13 protein-coding genes are annotated in these 21,496 nt (G+C 38.8%); 6 read left to right on the top strand and 7 right to left on the bottom strand.

Annotated features, from left to right (window positions below):
- Positions 1-13: 13 nt before the first annotated feature.
- The 5 genes from ACPPVU_RS24825 to fabG form a co-directional block, all read right to left on the bottom strand.
- The gene (locus ACPPVU_RS24825; protein WP_426669425.1) at positions 14-448 is read right to left on the bottom strand and encodes a 3-hydroxyacyl-ACP dehydratase; all 435 of its coding nucleotides are present in this window, start codon (positions 446-448) and stop codon (positions 14-16) included.
- A complete protein-coding gene (locus ACPPVU_RS24820; RefSeq protein ID WP_426669424.1) occupies positions 439-1,317 on the bottom strand; it encodes a hypothetical protein in 879 nt (292 codons plus the stop codon). The genes ACPPVU_RS24825 and ACPPVU_RS24820 overlap by 10 nt, the downstream gene beginning before the upstream one ends.
- Positions 1,317-1,571: a phosphopantetheine-binding protein gene (locus ACPPVU_RS24815; protein ID WP_426669423.1), complete on the bottom strand. Its 255-nt coding sequence runs from the start codon at positions 1,569-1,571 to the stop codon at positions 1,317-1,319. The genes ACPPVU_RS24820 and ACPPVU_RS24815 overlap by 1 nt, the downstream gene beginning before the upstream one ends.
- Positions 1,572-1,583: 12 nt before the next feature.
- On the bottom strand, positions 1,584-2,804 hold the full coding sequence (locus ACPPVU_RS24810; protein WP_426669422.1) for a beta-ketoacyl-[acyl-carrier-protein] synthase family protein: 1,221 nt from the start codon (positions 2,802-2,804) through the stop codon (positions 1,584-1,586).
- Positions 2,805-2,907: 103 nt separating this feature from the next.
- Positions 2,908-3,636 (bottom strand): 3-oxoacyl-ACP reductase FabG, encoded by a 729-nt coding sequence (fabG, locus tag ACPPVU_RS24805; protein WP_426669421.1) that lies wholly within the window; start codon positions 3,634-3,636, stop codon positions 2,908-2,910.
- Between the two features lie 429 nt (positions 3,637-4,065).
- On the opposite strand from fabG, the gene ACPPVU_RS24800 reads away from it, so the two are divergent.
- The 6 genes from ACPPVU_RS24800 to acpS all read left to right on the top strand — a co-directional run bounded on the left by ACPPVU_RS24800 (position 4,066) and on the right by acpS (position 13,935).
- On the top strand, positions 4,066-5,262 hold the full coding sequence (locus ACPPVU_RS24800; protein WP_426669420.1) for a DUF2062 domain-containing protein: 1,197 nt from the start codon (positions 4,066-4,068) through the stop codon (positions 5,260-5,262).
- Positions 5,263-5,276: 14 nt separating this feature from the next.
- Positions 5,277-9,023, top strand: a complete 3,747-nt coding sequence (locus tag ACPPVU_RS24795; RefSeq protein ID WP_426669419.1) for a 1-acyl-sn-glycerol-3-phosphate acyltransferase — start codon at positions 5,277-5,279, stop codon at positions 9,021-9,023.
- Between the two features lie 7 nt (positions 9,024-9,030).
- Positions 9,031-10,542, top strand: a complete 1,512-nt coding sequence (locus tag ACPPVU_RS24790) for a phytoene desaturase family protein (RefSeq protein WP_426669418.1) — start codon at positions 9,031-9,033, stop codon at positions 10,540-10,542.
- Positions 10,535-12,217: a C45 family autoproteolytic acyltransferase/hydolase gene (locus tag ACPPVU_RS24785; RefSeq protein WP_426669417.1), complete on the top strand. Its 1,683-nt coding sequence runs from the start codon at positions 10,535-10,537 to the stop codon at positions 12,215-12,217. The genes ACPPVU_RS24790 and ACPPVU_RS24785 overlap by 8 nt, the downstream gene beginning before the upstream one ends.
- A 46-nt stretch (positions 12,218-12,263) precedes the next feature.
- Positions 12,264-13,493, top strand: coding sequence for a cation:proton antiporter (locus ACPPVU_RS24780; protein ID WP_426669416.1), 1,230 nt, complete (start codon positions 12,264-12,266; stop codon positions 13,491-13,493).
- 61 nt (positions 13,494-13,554) lie between these two features.
- Positions 13,555-13,935, top strand: a complete 381-nt coding sequence (acpS, locus tag ACPPVU_RS24775; RefSeq protein WP_426669415.1) for a holo-ACP synthase — start codon at positions 13,555-13,557, stop codon at positions 13,933-13,935.
- 282 nt (positions 13,936-14,217) lie between these two features.
- Here acpS and ACPPVU_RS24770 read toward each other — a convergent pair whose 3' ends face one another.
- Complete coding sequence (locus ACPPVU_RS24770; RefSeq protein WP_426669414.1) at positions 14,218-14,664, bottom strand: hypothetical protein; 447 nt, start codon at positions 14,662-14,664, stop codon at positions 14,218-14,220.
- 333 nt (positions 14,665-14,997) lie between these two features.
- Positions 14,998-21,480, bottom strand: coding sequence for an alpha-2-macroglobulin family protein (locus ACPPVU_RS24765; RefSeq protein WP_426669413.1), 6,483 nt, complete (start codon positions 21,478-21,480; stop codon positions 14,998-15,000).
- Positions 21,481-21,496 lie beyond the last annotated feature (16 nt).

Raw genomic sequence — 21,496 nt, 5'->3', positions numbered from 1 at the left:
ATTGATTTAGTTTTTATTTTTTAGTAAATATTTTCATTTCGCATTTTGCAACTAATATCTCATTGCATTTAACGCTTCCAGATATTATAGTTACATCAAAAACTTGATTTATAATAGTAACATTGGTTTGTATAATATCTCCAACCTTAGGCTGCACAAAAATTTCCAGATTTTTAATAGCCGCTATATAACCAATTACAATAGGGGTATTACTTTGCAAGGTGACATACCCCAATCCAGCCGCTGCTGTTTGCGCAATGTTTTCTATAATGCCGGCTTCACTTAACTCCCCGTCATCAACAAGTACATTTTCTTCGGTAATTTTAAATATTGTGTTGGAACAGGTTTCATCGCAGCTAACCAATTTATCTATCATTACAAAGGGCGGCCTTTGCGGAATAATAGAGGTTATATCATCTTGCAATATAATCATTTCAACTATTGCCAAAAGTTATAATAGTTATACCATTGTTCGGGATATGCCTTGACCTTAATTTCCATATCTTCAACAAAATCGGCCATCATTTGCTGAACTACTACATCTTGTTCCAAATCCGGATATTCCTTCACTTCACTTGCAAAAAAATGATAATGAAAGGTACTTTCTTTCATACCATACACAAATGAAACCGGCACCCCAAACTTAGCTGCCAACATAAACGGCCCCAATGGAAATCGGGCGTCTTCTCCTAAAAATTTCAGTTTAGTAGTTTTATTACTTTCTAAATATCGGTCGGCTGGCATACATACCAGTTCGTCATTTAAAAAGGCGTTGCTGATCTCGAAGATATGAGACATATCGTCTTTAATAACAATCAGGTTCAGTACACTTTTACCTACTACAGATTCCATGTACTCCTTAATGCCTTCATCTTCGCCATCAAAAACCACCACGTTTATGCGGGCATCAATCTCATTTAATAAATGCCGGGCCGCTTCCCAGTTTCCGATATGTGCAGTTAACAATAAGCCCCCTTTTTTTAAGGATGCTATGTGATGTAAATTATTTATGCCATCAAATTCAAAGGTCAATTTATTAGGGATGCCCGACATTATAACAACCTTATCAATAAGGCTTTGCCCTAAAAGGTTATAGTTTATGTAAACTTTATAAATAGATTTTAAGGTATTGTAATTAAATTTTTTATGAAAGTAATTGAATGTGCTTTTTGTAGACTTATACGAGAATATTAAATAATATAATGTAACGAAGCGTAGCAGGAGATATGCAGGTAAAACTCCTCCTGTCTTTAAAACAAAAACAAAAATTCCATAACCTAAAGGCTTACCTTTTGATCTACCTTTCCAGGACGACATTACACCAGTTCTTTTTTACTGCTAGTCATCACATAATCGTAAAAATCCTGGAATGTAACAATGTTTATAAAATCTTCTGGTTTTACTTTAAATGGAAAATTACTTTCTATTACAACAACAAGATCAATATAATCCAGGCTATCAAGGTCAAGCGTTTCCTTTAAATTAGCATCCGGAAGCATTTTATCGGCATCAATTTCAAATTCTTCAGCCAAAAAGCTATTTATCTTTTCAATAATCTCTTCATTCTGCATTGCGGCGTAGGTTTAATTTAGTTTTTTAATTATTAGGGATGAATTTGTTCCTCCAAAGCCGAAGGAATTAGATAAAAATACATTTATTTTTTTTTCAATAGTTTTTTTTGCGATGTTTAATCTGGCCGAATCTTCATCTGGGGTTTCGAAATTGATGTTTGGGGCAACAAATGAGTTTTTCATCATCAACATCGAATAAACAATTTCACTTGCTCCCGCCATCCAGCATTCGTGCCCGGTCATTGATTTAGTTGAGCTAACTGGCGGATTGCCGGCACCAAAAACCTCGTAAATGGCCTTTGCTTCGCTTGCATCACCGGCTGGTGTTGATGTTGCGTGAGCATTGATATAATCTATTTCGGCAGCATTTAAGCCGGCATCTTTTAATGCCATTGAAAGGGAACGTACCGGCCCTTCTACAGTCGGGTTTGATATGTGGGCCCCGTTTGATGAAAACCCATAGCCTATAACCTCGCCTAATATAGTTGCACCTCTTTTGATGGCCGACTCAAGACTTTCTAAAATCACGGTTGCAGCGCCACCACTGGGCACCAGCCCGTCGCGGCCGATATCAAACGGACGAGAGGCTTTAGATGGATCTGACTCATTAACTGAAAATGCCGACAAAGCATCAAAGCTCCCCATGGCAAATTGATTGATCTCCTGAGCGCCGCCGCAGATAATGCAATCCTGCAGGCCTGCTTTTATAAATTGATAAGCCACCCCAATTGAGTGTGACCCGCTTGCGCAAGCCGCACTAATAGTGAAGTTTATTCCTTTCAACTTAAATATAGTTGCCAGATTCATTGTTACCGTTGAATTCATGGTTTGAAACACTGCACCAGATCCCATCATCATTGTGTTCTTCTTCTCGCGGACAATATCCGTCGCATCAATAACAGCCTTTGCAGAGCTATCATTACCATATAGTATTCCTACCTCATTTTGATTGAGGTAATCCTGATCGATGCCCGCTTGTGCTAATGCTTCGAGTGTAGCAACATAAGCGTATTCGCCTTGCTCAGGAAGCATAATACGTGAGCGCCTGTCTAAAAGTTCTTTTAAATTTGGTTTTTCAACGAACCCGGTCAGGCCTGAACGATAGCCAAACTCCTTTCGCCCCTTATCCAGGATTATACCAGAATGTCCTTTATATAAGGAATTGCTTACCTCATCCAGATTTTTCCCTATGCATGAGTATATGCCTATACCCGTAATTACAACCCTATTCATATACAGTAATCTCGTTCGCTGTCGTTTTTGATGTGATAAGAATACAAAAGCATATTAATCTTTAAAACAATTTAATGTTAAAATTATGTTGATCATTAAATTTTCAGGAATACAGGCCACCATTGATAGATAATATTTCGCCAGTAATATAGGCAGCTTCTGATGATGCTAAAAAGCCTACAGCATGCGCTACTTCTTCTGGTGTCCCAAACCTTTTAACGGGAATCATCGACCTCAACTCTTTTTCATCAAGCCCTTCGGTCATGTCTGTTTTGATAAATCCGGGTGCTACAGCGTTTACGGTTATTCCCCTGCGGCCAACCTCTTGGGCCAACGCTTTGGTTGCGCCAATTACCCCGGCTTTTGCGGCCGAATAATTGATTTGTCCAGGCAAACCTTTTAATCCTGACAAAGACACAACATTAACTATACGTCCGTACTTCCGGATTAGCATATCGTTTAAAACCAACCGTGTAACATAGAAAAATCCATCCAGGCTTGTTTTGATTACACTGTCCCATTGCTCATCTTTCATCCACATCATCAGCACATCGTCCTTAACCCCTGCATTGTTTACCAGTATTTCAATATATTTTTCGGTATTTGCTTCAATCCAACCACCCAATATTTTATTTATATCCGTTTTGTCGGCTACATCAAATCTTAACAACTCGCCGTCGCCGCCATTTTCTCTTATTTGACTAAGGGTTTTATCGGCCTCATTGATGTTCGATTTATAATTAACCAAAACATAATAGCCCATTTCGGCCATTTTATAGCAAATAGCTCTTCCAATACCTCTTGACCCCCCGGTTACTAATGCGCATTTCATGTGTTTGTACTTGACGAAAGGATGTTATAGATTTTGTGATAATTCAAGATTTTTAGCTTAGGTTGTTAGGTTTGTAGTTAACGTATTGTGATTACAATTACTTATTCAAGGTAAAGGTTACAGTGGCTATTTTTTTACTTCGTCATTTGCAAATTGTTAACTACAAACTTCCCTCAAAAATAAGTCAAATATTTCAGATTTTAAAAGTTAACTTCACTCAGATGGTTAACAGACAGCTTTAAACCGTAAAATTATTTATTGCCTGATATAGCATTAATCTAGAAAAAGCATAAATAACTTGGGCAAAAAAACTCAAATTGTTAAAACTTAATTAAATTTGCAAATAGAAATGAAGCCTTATTGCATTCCAGATTGTTAATGTATGTTCGCCGATTTTTAATTAATATCCAAGTGAAGAGCCATTAACATATGAGCCATTTTGAAGCGATTACCAAAAAGGTTGATGGTTTAAAAGTATGTGTAATTATTCCAACATATAATAATGCAGGTACACTTGCTGGTATTATTACTGATGTTGCGAAATATACAGAGCATATTATTGTGGTAAACGATGGTTCGACTGATGATACCGGTCAAATTGTGCAAGGGTTTCCTTTTGCACAATTGATAAACTATCCGGTAAATGTTGGTAAAGGCTGGGCTTTACGCAAAGCTTTTAAATACGCGGTATCCAAAGATTATGATTATGCGATAACTATCGATTCGGATGGGCAACATTTTGCTAAAGACCTGTCGGCTTTTATTGAAAGATTGGAGAGCATGCCCAATGCTATCATCGTAGGCTCGCGCAATATGGACCAGGCCACTATACCTGGCAAAAGCAGCTTTGGACATAAATTTTCTAATTTCTGGTTTAAAGTAGAAACCGGAATTAATTGCCCCGACACACAGTCGGGGTTTCGTTTGTACCCATTGCAATTATTGAAAGACTTCAAATTTATTACCCGCAAGTACGAGTTTGAAATTGAGGTGCTGGTGCGTGCGGCATGGAAAGGAATTGCCATAGGTGATGTGCCGGTAACAGTACATTACGAACCGAAGGAGACAAGGGTCTCACATTTCAGGCCGTTCCAGGATTTTTCACGGGTTAGTATTTTAAACACATTTTTGGTAATTATAGCATTTGCTTATATAAAACCCCGTGATTTCTTTCGCTCACTTTTCGGTAAAAAAAAAAGCAGACGGGCACTTTTCGAGCAATTATTAAGTCTTAACCATTCTGATCAACTTAAAGCCGTATCAGTCGGGATAGGCGTTTTTTCGGGAATACTGCCCATATGGGGATTCCAGATATTTGTTGGTTTGTTTCTAGCCGTTATTTTCAGGCTAAACAAAGCATTGGTTGTTATTGCTTCAAATATCAGCATCCCACCTATGATCCCATTGGTTGTTTTTCTTAGCTACAAAACAGGTGGTTTTTTGATGGGCGGTAAAAATACAGACATGGCTTTTACCATCCATTTATCGGCACAATCCATCAGTCAGCACCTTGAACAATATATTTATGGCAGTATAGCACTTGCTGTTATTGCGGGTTTACTGGCCGCCTTATTAACCTTTATCTTACTAAAGCTGTTCAAAAGAAAAGCGGTTTCGGCTTTTTAAGTCGGCATATTCACATGGAAAAAGCCCTGTTAATTATTTATAACTATTTCGAAAGAAACCGTAAAGTGTTCTACCTGGTATTTGCCGCAACGTTTGTGTTTATTACTTATTTTGCGTCACAAGTAAAGTTTGAAGAGGATATTTCGAAAATAATACCAAAAGACAAAAAGATAGAGAAACTTAATGAGATATTCCAAAACTCTAAGTTTATAGATAAGCTGGTGATCATGGTATCATTAAAAGATACCACAGCACAAACCCCAGATAGCCTGGTGGCTTATGCCGATGTTTTTGGTGCAGCGGTACAGCAGAAATTTAGCCCTTATATAAAAAAAGTAAATTTCAGGGTTGATGATGAGGTGGCTTTAAAGATGTTTGAAACCATCAATCAGCAGCTCCCCATTTATTTAAATGAAAAGGATTATTTGACCATTGATTCCCTTATCACCCCAGCAAAAATTAATTCAACACTGCAATATGATATCAGAACACTTTCATCACCAGCTGGCATTGGGTTAAAAAAGATCATTGTTAATGACCCGGTAGGCTTATCATTTATCGGCCTGAAAAAATTACAACAATTGCAATACGACAAAAACTTTGAGTTGTATGATAATTATGTAATTACCAGGGACCATAAAACCTTGTTGATGTTTGTCACCCCCTTATACCCTGCTAACAATACGGGTAAAAACGCCTTGTTTTTAAAGGGGATCGATAATATTTTAAGCGATTTAAACAATAAGGATTTTAGAAATATAAATGCCTCATACTTTGGTGCCATTGCAGGTTTCTCCGGTAATGCATTACAACTACGGCAAGACACCAACATTACGCTTAGTATTACAGTAGTTGTACTTGTTTTATTTTTAGGACTATACTTTCGCAAAAAGGCAGCACCCTTTATTATTCTTATTCCTGTTTTGTTTGGCGCCTTGTTTTCATTAACCATTATTTATTTTGTTAAGGGGAACCTGTCCATTATAGCCTTGGGTACCGGATCAGTAGTATTGGGAATAGCCATCAATTATTCACTGCATGTTTTCAATCACTACCGGCATACTAAAAGTATTGAACAGGTAATTAAGGATTTAACGCTCCCATTAACGATAGGCAGTTTTACTACCATAGGGGGGTTTTTTTGCCTGGAGTTTGTACAATCAGAAATGTTAAAGGATCTGGGGTTGTTTGCCGGGTTTAGTTTAATAGGTGCATCGCTTTGTTCATTGGTGTTTTTACCTCAGTTTATTTCTACGAAAGAGGAACAACGGCATCATAAAATAATACAGTTTTCCTGGATTGATAAAATAGCTTCGTACAATCCTGAATACAATAAATTTATTGTGATAGGTATTGTATTGCTCACTGTAGTTTTTGGGTATACCGCAAACTATGTAACTTTTGAATTTGATCTGGCCGACATGAGCTATATGTCGCCCAAATTGAAGCAGGCTGAAGCGAAACTGAACAGGATCAATAAGTTTTCGCTAAAATCCATCTACCTGGTTACCGAAGGCAAAACGCTGGATGAGGCATTGGTTAATAATGAAAAGCTCTCTGCTCAGATTGAAGCGCTGAAGGGAAAGAATATCGTTATCAAATACTCAGGAGTTTCTTCTCTCATTATCTCCGACTCGTTGCAAAAAGAAAGAATAAAGCGCTGGAATAAATACTGGACGCTGGAAAAGAAACAGCAACTGTTTGCAACTTTGGAGCAGCAAGGCACCGCTATGGGCTTCAAACCCGCAGCTTTTGATAATTTCAAGGCATTGCTTAATAAACATTTCGATGCGGCAGACCAACAAAATTTGGCCGAGCTAAGAAAAAGTTTTCTTGATGATTTTATTAATGAAAGGCCTGGCCATGCAACCGTAGTAACACTCGTGCAAACCACTCTCCAAAACAAAGCGGCAGTTTATGATGCTTTTAAGGATAACCCTAATGTAACTGTTGTCGATAAACAATACATCACAACCAAACTGGTTCAAATCATCAATTCGGATTTTACAAAAATAGCAGTAATGTCGTCTATGCTGGTGTTAATTGTGCTGTGGTTAACCTATGGGCGCATAGAACTTACGCTGGTTTCCTTTATCCCGATGTTTATAGCTATGATATGGATACTTGGACTAATGGGCATATTTGGGATAGAGTTTAATATTATCAATATCATTATTTCGGCCTTGATTTTTGGCCTAGGTGATGATTATAGCCTGTATATTATGGATGGATTGCTGCAGGAGTATAAAACCGGCAAAAAAATAATGTCATCCTATAAAACATCGATCTTTTTATCAGCTATAACTACTATAACAGGTTTAGGGGTGCTCATATTTGCAAAGCATCCGGCATTAAAATCCATCGCGTTTATATCTATAATAGGTATCTGCTGCGTGGTTATAATGGCGCAGATACTGATCCCGTTGTTATTCAACCTAATGGTAAGAAACCGTATCAGGGGAAAACGATTCCCCTGGACATTTTTCGGTCTGTTGAAAAGTGTTTTCGCTTTCACCTATTTCGTTACAGGCTGTATCATTTTAACGATTTTAGGTTTCCTGTTTAAATTAAACCCGTTTAGTAAGGAGAAAGGCAAACTTGTTTATCACTATATCCTTTCAAAGTTTGCCGGGTCAATGATTTACATTATGATGAATGTAAAAAAGAAGATCATCGATCAGAAGTATGCTAATTTTTCAGAGCCGGCGGTGATCATCAGCAATCATCAATCATTTTTAGATATATTGTCGTTGGTGATGCTGCATCCAAAATTGGTATTATTAACTAATAATTGGGTGTGGAACTCCCCGGTTTTTGGGGCAGTAGCACGTATGGCTGATTTTTACCCGGTAGCTAATGGTGCCGAGAACAGCGTGGAACTATTAGCCGACAGGGTTAAACATGGTTACTCTGTTGTGATATTCCCGGAAGGTACCCGAGCCGTGGACGGGGAAATTAAAAGATTTCACAAAGGGGCGTTTTACCTTGCCGAGCAACTAAACATTGATATTTTGCCGATACTGCTACACGGGACAGGTTATACCATGACCAAAGGCGATTTTTTATTGAAAGATGGGAAAATAACGATCAAATACCTGCCGAGAATAAAACAAAGTGATATTAGATTTGGAACCGGTTATTCTAAAAAAACCAAGCTTATCGGCCGCTATTTTAAAGAGGAGTTTAAACAACTGAGTATACTTATAGAACAACCTTCTTATTTTAAAGAGCAGTTGATATACAACTACATTTATAAAGGCCCCTTACTTAAATGGCAGTTAACGATAAAACTAATGCGCGAAAAAAACTATCAGCTTTTTCACGAATTGCTGCCTGCAAATGGGAAGATTCTCGATATTGGCAGCGGCTACGGTGACAGGGCTTATCTGCTCCATTTTGCATCAAAAGAAAGGGAATTTACAGGTGTAGACAACGATGAGGATAAAGTTGAGATGGCAAATAATTGCTTTAGTAAGGGTGACAAAATAAATTTTATTTTTGCCGATATATCGGAGTTCGCGTTTAAAAACTATGATGCTATAATCATGGTTGATTTTCTGCAACATATGCAAAAGGCAGCACAAAAGCCGCTGGTTGAAAAATGCATAAGCCACCTAAACCCCGGAGGAAAGCTTATCATAAGAACCGATAATAAAGATCTGACGCCAAATGTGGCAGCATTTAATCATACGAAATGGACAGTTATTGATCAGGTAAAAAATACATCTGATATTATTTTTGCAATAGATAAGAACGACTAAATTAATAATGGAGAATTTTGATATCCTAATAATCGGAAGTGGCATGGGCGGGTTAGTATGTGCCGATATTTTAGGCCGTGAGGGTTATAAAGTTTGTGTACTCGAAAAAAACAAACAAATAGGTGGCAGTCTTCAAACCTACGTACGCGATAAGGTAATTTTTGATTCTGGTGTACATTACCTCGGCGGGCTTTCAAAAGGTCAAAACCTTTATCAGATATTTCAATACCTGGGTATTATGGATAAGCTTAAATTACAGCAACAGGATGTTGATGTTTTTGACCGTATTCTTATTGAAGGCGATGACACGGAATATGACTTTGCCCAGGGCTACGAAAACTTTATTGCTAAACTGCTGGTAAATTTTCCGGATGAAGAAGAAGCGATACGCACCTATTGCGATAAGATAAAAGAGATCTGCAGTAAATTCCCTCTGTATAACCTGAGATCGACTAATGATTTTAACGAGAAATCGGATGTACTTGAAATTGATACGGAGGCCTACATTAATTCGGTGACCAGCAACACCAAATTACAAGGAATACTGGCTGCCAACAATGCGCTATATGCCGGCCAGGCAGATAAAACTCCTTTATATGTTCATGCTTTGATTCTGAACAGTTATATCGAGAGCTCATGGAAATGTGTTGATGGCGGTTCACAAATAGCAAAATTACTAGCAAAAAACATCAAGGAAAACGGTGGCAAAATTATCCGCAATTGCGAAGTAAAAAGGATCGTTGAAGAAAATGGGCTGGTAAGCTACGTTGAATGCCAGGATGGCGCTAAAATGTACGCCAAACAGTTCATTTCTAATATGCACCCGGTTAAAACTCTGGAAATCACTGATACCCCTTTGATAAAAAACGCTTATCGTAACCGGTTAAAGAGCCTGGAGAACTCTACATCGGCATTTACATTAAATATTGTTTTTAAGAAGGATACCTTTAAATATTTAAAACACAACTATTACTGCGGTCGCGAGGGTTACGTTTGGACCACTGCAGACCACACCGAGGATAACTGGCCCTTAGGATATGCCATATTTTGCGGCGCCTCATCAAAATCAGAAGAATATGCTGATGGCTTATCCATACTCAGTTATATGCGATTTGAAGAAGTGGCGCAATGGAAAGACACGTTTAACACTGTTTCCGATGTGAACGACCGGGGAGAAACGTATAACGAATTTAAAAAACGCAAGGCTGAAACATTGCTGGATGCCGTTGAAAGAAAATTTCCGGGGCTAAGAGATTGTATAAAATCGTACTATGTGTCTACACCATTATCATACCGGGATTATATTGGTAATGATGACGGATCGCTGTATGGAATAGTTAAGGACTACAAACACACTCTAAAAACTTTTATATCGCCCAGAACAAAATTGCCCAATTTATACTTAACAGGACAAAACCTTAACCTCCATGGGATATTGGGCGCATCAATGAGCGGTATTGTTACCTGTTGCGCTTTATTAGGTAATGATAATGTCATAACTAAAATAAGAAATGCGTAAGAAGAAAACCATGCTGCAAAAGCTATTGAAAGGCTTCTTATATGTTTTTTCGGGCTTTGTTGCTTTATTTTTAATTCTTGCTATTTATTTGTATTGTGTAGCTATTGATTATCCGCCAAAGCCAAAAGATATTAGTAGCGAGCAATTACAGCGAAGCGAACTATCTCCGGGTTTTTATACCATCAAAAACAACTGGTTCCGGAAAAGTAAAAGCGGCCTTTATGAGTTATATGTTGAAGGGCAACCTTTTGAGCGGGGAGTGATTAATGGGAAGCTTACGAAAGAGCAGGTAGTAAAGCAAGAGGATTATTTTACCTCACAGATCGTGAAAATGGTACCTTCCAAGTTTTATCGCTCCTTTCTTAAATATTTTGTTGCCTGGTTTAACCGCGACTTATCCAAAAATGTAACTGAAGAGTATAAGGAAGAGATATACGGTATATCACAATCAGCTTCGGATAAATATAAATATATAGGATCTAACTATCAACGTATTTTTAATTATCATGGAGCACATGATATAGGACACGCTTTACAGGGTATGGCTTTGGTAGGCTGCACATCATTCGGCACCTGGGATGCGCGGTCGCAAGATGGTACAATGATCATCGGCCGTAATTTCGATTTTTATGTGAACGACGATTTTGCCCGTGATAAGATCGTGGCTTTTTATAACCCTGCACAAGGGTATAAGTTTATGACGGTTACCTGGGGAGGGTTTATAGGGGCAGTTTCCGGCATGAATGAACAGGGCTTAAGCATCACAATCAATGCCGCGAAAAGTACTTTACCAACAGGTGCCGCTACGCCAGTATCGTTAGTTGCTCGTGAAATTTTACAGTATGCCAAAAATGTCAATGAAGCTCTCCAGATCGCTAAAAAACGTAAAATGTTTGTTTCTGAATCATTGCTCATAGGATCGGCTAATGATAAAAAGGCGGTTGTTATTGAAAAAACGCCGACTACGTATGATGTTTATGATCCGAATAGTAATTATATAGTTTGTACTAATCATTTCCAGGGCAATTCTTTGGTTCATACAAAAGAGAATATCGAACAAATGAATAATAGTGCTTCATTTTACCGGTATAATCATCTAATGGACTTGTTGAAAAATAATGGTAAAAACACCGTTCAAAAAACTATTGACATATTAAGAGATACCAAAGGATTAAATAACGCTAATATTGGTATTGGCAATGAGAAATCAATTAATCAATTTGTCGCCCACCATTCCATTGTTTTTGAACCTCAGAAATTAAAGGTATGGGTTTCAACATCCCCATGGCAGCTGGGAGAATTTGTATGTTACGACCTAAAAAAGGTTTTCGCCCTGAAGGGAATGAAAAAAGATCAGGAAATCATAGACAGCAATCTTACCATTCCTCCTGATACTTTTTTAAATACACGGATCTATAAAAACTTTGTGGCTTACAGGAATATTGTACAGCGTGTAAATGACGATAAAAAGATAGACCCAGATAGCTTAATTATCAATAATCCGCAATATTACAACGCCTATATAGTGGCTGGCGATTACTCATTTAAACTGAAGCAATTTAATAAAGCACTCGGTTATTATCAACATGCTTTAACCAAAGTAATCGCAACAAAAGAGGAAGAGGCATCGGTGAAACAAAAAATTACAAAATGCAATAAGAAATTGGGCGTATAATATTAATAGATAAATACTGATACCTAAATTTTGATTTGATTACTCTATGAACTCTAACATTTGGGACCATGCATTACAACAGTTGCATCTTCCTTTAACTAACCCGGTACTTATTTTCACGCTAATACTTTTTATAATTCTACTTGCACCAATTTTGATGGCGAAGATCAAAATACCTGATATAGTAGGGTTTGTTATTGCCGGGACCATCATCGGGCCTTACGGATTAAATTTGCTTACCAAAAACCTGGCAGTTGAGCTTTTCGCTACCATAGGGCTTTTATATATTATGTTTATTGCCGGTATTGAACTTAACCTTGCCGAGTTTAAAAGACAAAAGCACAAAAGCCTGATATTTGGCTTTTTAACCTTTTCAATACCTATCGTAATCGGTTTCCCGCTTTGTTATTATTTGCTTGGTTATCCTTTGCTTACATCCCTGCTTACAGCAAGCATGTTTGCTACTCATACATTAGTAGCTTACCCAATTGTAAGTAAATACAGAGTGTCTGAAAACGAAGCGGTATCTGTAACCGTTGGGGGCACCATATTGACAGACACAACCGTTCTTATTATACTCGCAATAATTATCGGTGCCAAAAATGGAGGCTTAACTTCAGCTTTCTGGTTACAGTTAATAACCTCTCTTACTGTATTTTTTCTGATAGTTTTTTTAGTCATTCCGGTTGTAGCGAAGTGGTTTTTCAATAAACCCGAAATCAATAAAACATCACATTTCGTTTTTATACTTACGGGCATGTTCTTTTCCGCATTTTTAGCACAAATGGCTGGTCTTGATCCTATTATAGGTGCATTTATTGCCGCGCTGGCCCTTAACCGGCTAATCCTTAGGCCGTCAAAATTATTCAGCAATATCGAGTTTATGGGTAACGCTATATTTATCCCTTTCTTTTTAATAAGCGTGGGGATGGTGGTTAACTTCCATGTATTTTTCGCTGGCTTGGGCGCTTTAATTGTAGCCATTAGCCTCACCATTGCCGCCCTTGCAGGGAAATGGGCATCGGCATTTTTAACCCAGAAAATATTAGGCTATTCAAATATACAGCGCAAACTTATATTTGGATTAAGCAGCTCGCACGCTGCGGCAACGCTGGCTATTATTTTAATCGGCTACAAAAGTAAAATTATTGACGATAACATCCTGAATGGTACTGTAGTACTGATATTGGTTACCTGCATAGTAGCTTCTATTGCCACTGAACACGCTGGTAAAAAACTGGCCTTAACAAAACACCCTGAACCTGCCGAAGTTTAAACGGTAAACGGTCGAAGCCTTCTGCCGAAATTTATATAAGTTTGATCTAAACAGATTAATTATGATAGCCGGTTTAGGTATTGATATAGTTGAAGTGGAGCGCATAGCAGAAAAGATAGAAAAGGATAACGGCTTCCGCGAATTGGTGTTTTCGGCAAATGAAATTGCCTATTGCGAAAGCAAACCCCACAAACAGGAGCATTACGCCGCCCGTTTTGCTGCAAAAGAGGCATTTTTTAAAGCGTTGGGAACAGGGTGGCTTAATGGTACTGCCTTTAACGAAGTTGAAATAATAAATAATGAACTGGGCAAACCAGAAATCGTCCTGTTGGGTTTAACTAGAAATACTGTTAACACTTTGGGTAATTTTAATATAATGGTATCATTAGCCCATATTAAACTGACCGCAACAGCGGTAGTAATTATAGAAAACATTTTGTAAGAAGGTATAGTTAATTAAGACGGTGTAGTTAATATTGAGAGGCACATGAATATTAGAAGATTTTTCAATTTCCCTTGAAGCTTCTCTCTCGGCTAAGTAATTTAAAAAAATGCAGAAAATACTGTAAATGAATTATTTACGGGTTTTTTGTCTCAGGCAAAATCAAATTATCATAAGGTTCTGTTAAACTTATGGGCAAAATTCAAACAGGTCAATAGGATGATCATAATTCATTGTGTTCGAACAATTTCCAATACAATCAACAAATATCCTGTCAAACATTTACCGGGTAAAATATTGGTCCTCGATGTAATTTGGGCTAAAGCCAAACTTGTTAACTGTTATCAGATTATGTTCATTTAACAATTGAATATCAGCGTGGTATGAAAATGCACTATAAGTTGTTCCGCGGATGATCTCATCGGGATGTGCAAAGTAAAGCGAATCGTGTGATACGCTATAAGTAAAATGTATGGTATCGTCGGGTGGACCTATATTGAATTTCATAAACCCCGTGCCATCGGCATTAAATTGGCACCAGGGCGAATTAATGCCGCGCACTACATAAGTAGAGGCCACTACTCCGTCTATATACTCGCGTGAGGTGTCGCCTTTTATTGCCCATCTGCCTACGATGGAACTTGATGTAGGGTTTGGACTATCTTTTTTTGAGCAGGCTGAAACGATTGCAATTAGCCCGCATAACATGATAAGGAAAGGTTTTTTCATAATGTTGTAAATATAATCAGCTTTGGTTATAATGCATTTTTATAATTAATTCAAAATATAATATGACGATCAATAAAAGTCGTAAATTGCAATAACGAAAATGTAGCTGATATCAGTTGTTTGTACTTGAATATTGAAGGCTTTCGTTCTTAAAATGTCATTGAAAGAAAGACAATTAATTTTAGATACAGCGTCAATCGTGGCGTCTTTTATTTAAAAGATATAAAGGACTGTGAATCAGCTATTATTAGCTAATGTTCGAGTCCCGTCCATTCCGCAAACAAGATCAAAGAGTTACATCGAAAGTGTAACTCTTTTTTTGTTTCTGATTTACTATTTATCACTACCGGTAATCACCAATCTTTTCCCTTCGCTGTGTGCGTTAAATTCCGGAGCGTACATACATTGAATTGTAGTAATGCCCGTTGAAAAATTGCCGGGTTGAGCGACCCGCAGTTGGTATTCAAAAATATAGCTCCCTTTGTTTAAATAGCTGATGAAGAAGTTTGTGGCCACATCTTTAGTCACTTCATAGTACCATAATCCGTCCTGATATTTATATTCGGACAATACACTTACCGGTTCTGTACCCGCAGGCCGCATGTCTTTTAGCTGAACGTATTCAAAATCACGGCCTGATTTAAGATGAACTACAACTTTGAGCAGATCCCCTGTTTTGGGCTGATGATTTGCATCAACGGCAGTTAATACAGGACCGGAATCAGTTTGCTTCAGAATAAAGTATTTGCGTTCCATCTGAATATCAGTTTTTGACGGAGTGATCTTGTCTAGTTGCTCCAGGTACTGCCAATGCATGGCTCCCCAGCTAATAGATTTGCCGTTATTTTTGATTTCCAATTTTCCCAAAGCTGGTTTTACTTGTTCGTCGGCCCATGTGGTTTTGATATAGCCAGTTCCGGCATCTGCTTTAATACCTGGTCTTAATTCTTCAAGCTCCTGTCCGCCAAGTTTGATATTGGATGTAGCATCTTGTGACAGCCAATCATCCTGCCTCATTAACAGGGCATAACAGGCAGCAGCAGTAGCTTTAGTTGTTTTCCAATCGTTGGTTTGTTTATTGCGTAACAGCCATATCTTCATTTCCTCTACTGCTTTTCCGTTTCCGCCGGCTTCTGTAAATAGTTCTATAAGCAAACACTGGGTTTCTATGGGTGATTCATACCAGAAGTAGCCTTGTAGATTTTTGCCCCAGTACATACCCAGGTTGTCTGATTGCTGTGCTGTTTCTTTTAACGATTTGATGATTGCATTTGCTATTAACGACTTACCATTACGCAACATAGTAAGGGCGATCATCCCTTGCTGGTAGACATTTTGGGTAAGCCACTGCTTTTCTGCACGTGCGGTGTAATTAGTAAATGCTTTTTTTAGTTCACCATTCATTTTTTGATCAGGATAATAGCTGCGGGCATACCATGCATGTATTTCTGTCGCACCTATTTCTCTGTTTTCATAACGCTGATGTGATTTGGCATATCTTTCATCTGTCAACAATTCATTGTCCAGGTAGCTTATAGCATTATCAGCTACTACCCGCAACTGTCCTCTTTTATCATCGGGAATATGCAAATGATATAATTGACCGATACCTGCTATAATATGCTGAGTGATATAGCGATCGGCTTCGTTGCCGCCAAACCAGGTGAAGCCGCCATTGGCCAGTTGCTTGTGTTGCAGTTTATCCAGGTTTGATTGAAGCTCGTTGCCCATTTTATTCAGGTCGAAAAGCAAAGCGATACGTTTCTTTTGTTCTGTTTCGTTCACCGCGTCGCGCAGCCAGGGTGTTTCTTCAAGCAGGGTGTATTTTAATTCCTGGTTGGTTTCAAGGTTCGACAAAAGCGCTGTACTGTTGCTGTTTTTCCATTGATCGAAAACCCTTTTTATGACCGGCATGTGATTCATAAGATTAGTAGCCAAGCTATTGGCGTAATAGCGGCTGAACACCTGCTCAGAGCACTCATACGGAAATTCCATCATATAGGGTAACGCCTGCACCGCGTACCAGGTTGGGTTTTGAGTATATTCAAGCGTGAGCGATTTATTTTTCAGGGTGGTACTGGTATTGTTCAGGAGCTTATCAAAAGTAAAGGTCTTTTCCTGCCCGGCCCTTATCATCATTGGCATTGATTCGGTAACCAGCATGCGGTTAGGCAGTATGGGTAGTGTATTTTCTTCTCCATCGCTGTAAGTGCCTGCGTCAGCAGTAAGGCGATAAGTTAGGGCATCCAGGTTTTGCGGTATTACCAATTTAAATGATACTGCCTTGTTGGTCAATGAAGCCACTTCAAACATTTGTTTTGCTTCGGCAGGGTTTACCAGCAGTAATACCGGCTGCATGTTTAGCGCATCGAAGAGTTGCAGGCTGACCTCACCTTTTAATTTATCATTCGTCAGATTAGCCAATCGGGCTGAGATGGTGATGGTATCACCCTCACGCATAAAGCGCGGCATATTGACGCTGATGCTCAATTGCTTTTGGGTGACTACTTCGTTCTCGATATATCCACTTTGCAGGTCCTTATCATGCGCAAATCCCCTGAATTTCCAGCGTGTAAGCGATTCGGGGATAGTAAAATCAATCAGTATCTCCCCCTTTTCATCAGTGTGTAACTGGGGGTAAAAGAACGCCGTCTCGCTAAAGTTTTTGCGTATGGTGACAGGATTTACTTTATTCGCAATCCTGATTTCCCTCATCACAACCTTTTCATATTGTTTAGCTTCGTTATCAGCTTTTAAGACAGGTGGCGGGAATTTTACCTTTGCAGTAGTGTAGCCGTTAAAACCGGAAACTACCATACTATTATTGTCTTCCTCCACTACCATTTTTACATCGCTATTACCAACAGGTTCATCTATCTTTATTTCCGAATTCGGGTCGCCCTTTACACTTTTAACGCCGGGATCCGCTACTTCTAATTCTTCTAAGTCATGAATAGGATATAACATATTCACAATCAGTCTTTGCCCTTTTTGTGGCGTTATTTTTCTGGGGATAAAATGTTTGCCACTAAAAACCAATACTGAATTTATAGGTACCCTGATCTTAAAATACCCCAATGAGTTGGTTACAGTGCTTATAGCTGTATTACCTATTTTTACTTTTATACCGGAAATGCTAACTTTAGTTCGTTTGTATACCACCCGCCCAATTACGTCAAAACCATTCTTGACCAGAACGGCGTTCTTTTTGTATCTGGCTTCATTTTTGTTTTCATTTATACGTATGGTCCTAAACGCTTTGGCGTCCTCCAAAAAGTCCGTGTAGTTTCCATTATCGTTACCATAATAATCAAAGCCTAGCATATTTATGCTCTCATAAGTCCGCGGTTCTATATAATCCGAAAAATAATGGGTATCAGAACCATCGTCAATCGTATTAACGGACGTTGAAGGGTCTATTTTCTCCCACTGGAAATAGGATCCCACGTAGGGTAGATAAGAAAACTCTTTTTCCCAGGTAGCCGCGGGCGTAATATCATCAAGCGAGGCATCGTACAATCCGGCCACAAGTTCCGATGCCTGTTTGTCGTTATTGCCAGTAATCTGTAGTTTCCATTGTTCTTTTTGTCCTGGCTGAAGTTTATCCCGGAAAGTTATCAGTCGAATATGAAGGGGTTTAAGAGTATCCCGTACTGTTATTCGCTGATAATAGTTGTAAAGCCGGTTTTCACTAATTGCGGTAAACTGTACGCAGAAGCTATTACGCTGCGTTGGCGGCACAGGTACGACGATCTTTTGGGAAGACCCCTGGGATAACGCTAATATCCTTGAAGAAAGCAATTTGGTACCATCATAAGTTTCAAACAAAACGCTGCAATTTTTATTGAGGCCTATGAAAAATACTGCCGATTCATGAGGGTTAACAGAAGTTGCTACTGGTACTATCCAATCCCGGATTTTTTGTACCGGGGCATGTTCCGTCACAAAGTTAATATACCTAATAATTGACGCAGTGTCCCCGCCTTCACTTTTGACGTTAATGACCACCTCGTAAACTCCCGGCGGCGATTTTAGCAGTTTACTCAAATCTATCGCGTTTTCATCAGTCTTCTTTAGTTCAAGCTGAAAGTCAATAATTTTTTCTCCCTGCTGCCAGTTTTTATATTCGTCTTCATGATCGTAGGAAAAATCTGGGAAGTCTCTTTTGAAGTCAGCTTTGCCGATCATCAGTTTATCCGGAGCCTCCCAAAGCCTTTCCTTATAAGAAACTCCCGGGCCTTTCAAAGCATAAATTCGAACGTTGGCGCTACCATTTTGCCGCTTATAGTTTGAATTATAGATCTGCACTGTCGCATTTAATCCTTGTGTAGTTATCACCATTTCAGGAATATTTGCTTCAAGTTGAATGGCCTGGCTACTTAACAGGATTTCAGTATTTGCAGACTGTGTTTCATTACTACCATCTGTTGCGTCAGCATTTATGGCAAATGTATAAGCTTCGTCCGAACCGTCTTTATCTACACCTGTGGCCAGAAATTTAATTTCGAATCTTCCCTGCTCGTCTGTTTTAATTGTGTCCGCAAGTATTTCTGTAACCGATGAATTCTTCCGAACAGCAAGTGTTTTATTTAACTTTACATTGCTGGACTCAAGAAGGTAAGCCCTAAGATTAGGTGCCCTCGTGATATGGTAAGCGATGCGGACGTTCGAAAGGCCATAGCCCGAAAAAGTATTTACTGTTCCCTTAACAGTAATACTATCGTTAAGCTTGGAACTTTTAGTAAATGGATCAAAGTCCACTTTGAAAGTAGGCCGTCTGTACTCCTCAATTATAACACCTATCGAGCCGGTTGATGTTGATATCTTTACGGTGCCATTCTGTATATTTTGTGGAATGGTAAATGAGGACGCGATAGTGCCGAATTCATTGGTTTGCAGTTTGGCGCTACCCAGTTGCTGCCCGTTTTGCCCCTTGAACTCAATATTCAGATCGGTCTTTGGCAGTATTTGACTTTTCCCATTATCGCTTTGAATCTGCAAAGCTTTGAAATAAATTGTTTGGCCCGGGCGATAAATTTGCCGGTCAGTAAAGAAAATGGTCCTGGTAAGCGGCTGATTATCCGACCATGCCGACGGTGAATAATAAACATATTGTTCGCCGCTCATTAAACGATCACCCTCATAACTTAATGAAACTGAAAAGCTGTTGCCCGGCATGCTAAAAATAAAACTCCCGTTTTCATCGGTAATACCAGAAACTATGATTGGCTTTTTATTGGCCTTGCCATAACTGTCAGGTTGATAGGTCAATAGCACTGAAACTCCTTTTAAAAGACTACCGGTTTCACGATTAACCACCCTTATCTCACGTACACCGCCTGGCCGTGTTCTTAGGGTATAGGCAAGACCGCTCACTTTAAAGTTTGTTAGTTGAATCAGGCTATCTTTTTGAGTCGTCTGTTTTAGCAAAAGCAGGTAGGTCCCATTTTTTAATGGATCAATTTTAAACTCGGTCGAATGTTCCTTGTAGTCGCTCGTATGAGGCAGACTTAATTGACGAACCTGTACCGGTTTTAAACTTTTAAGGTAGGAAAAAGTGGCTTTACCCGCCAGAATTTGCCCCATATTACTATCCATTTTTTTTATTCGGCTCACCTGGAGATCGGTTAAGAGATATATCTTGTAATTTATAGATGCAATGTTCCGGTAACTTAGCCGGGCAAGAAGTGGCTTTTCAGGAACATTTATATCTTCCATGGTTGCCGAAAGCGCTTTTTGAGTAATTGTTTTTATAAGATTAGCCGCATTTTTTGCGCCAAGGCTTTTAGGATAACCGGCAACCGCCTTTTGCAGGTAAATTAAAGCGGTGGCCAGGCTATCACCGTCAATGTAATATTTGCCTATAGTTACTAATGCGTCTGCCCTGATAACTCCCGCTGATGTATCTCCTGCAATAACTTTAAGATCTGAAATATACTGGCTGTCTTTGTCTTTAATTGAAGCCTTGCTGTATAAAAATGACAACCTTTTTAGGTCCAGGTCTGCAAGTGCCCTTTTGTTCTTGCTTTTCAGGTGGTAAGCAATTCCTTGCTGCAAATATTTTATCCCCTGGTACAGCGTCGAACTGGTGTCCGATGTCCTTACAATAAGGTTTGCAAATTCTTTACTTTCACCAAAAAAACGTGCGTCATTTACAGTGAAGGGCATTTTTGGTTTCGTTAAAGCGGGTTCTTCTGCTAAAAAATAATCAAGTGCCCTATGCAAAAGTAAATCATAAAGGGTAGGCCGTAAATTGCGGGTATTTACGTCACCTTCCAGCATCTCATTTAATAGGTCAATTTTCGTATCCTGCTCTTTTTCATCTTTCGATAAAGACAGTCGGTAAAGTTTGGTTGTTTGCTCAATAATTGTGGCCAGGTCCCAATTTCTGAAATCTACGTCTGCTTTCTCGAGCTTGCTTCGCCCTGCAAAGCGTTCGCGGTTTTCCTGATAATAATTCCAGTACATATCAGCCAAAAATGATTGTAATATTGGTTTTACCGGGTAGGACGATCTGTCAATATCGGATTTGAGTGTATTGATGACGGAAACTAAAGCATCATCTTCCAGATAAGTCTGAAACTTTAAATGGTAAATAACTGAACGGATAATTTGGGAGGTATTATTTTCTTTTCGGGCTAAGTCTTCCAGTTTTCCAACTTCGGAAAGAGCGGATTTCGGTAAGCCAACATCAGCCAACGAATCTATCTTGAAAATGATGTTGTTATAACGGTTTTGTGCACTGGAAAAATTGCACAAGAACAAACATAAGGAAATAAGAATTATCTTTAATAAGGCAAGGTTAGAGTTGCGCATAAGGTTTTAGGATAAG

The sequence above is a fragment of the Mucilaginibacter sp. McL0603 genome, assembly GCF_049992945.1.
GTDB lineage: Bacteria > Bacteroidota > Bacteroidia > Sphingobacteriales > Sphingobacteriaceae > Mucilaginibacter.
The sequence above is the reverse complement of the archived record's forward strand: the minus strand, read 5'-3'. Positions and strand labels throughout refer to the sequence as shown.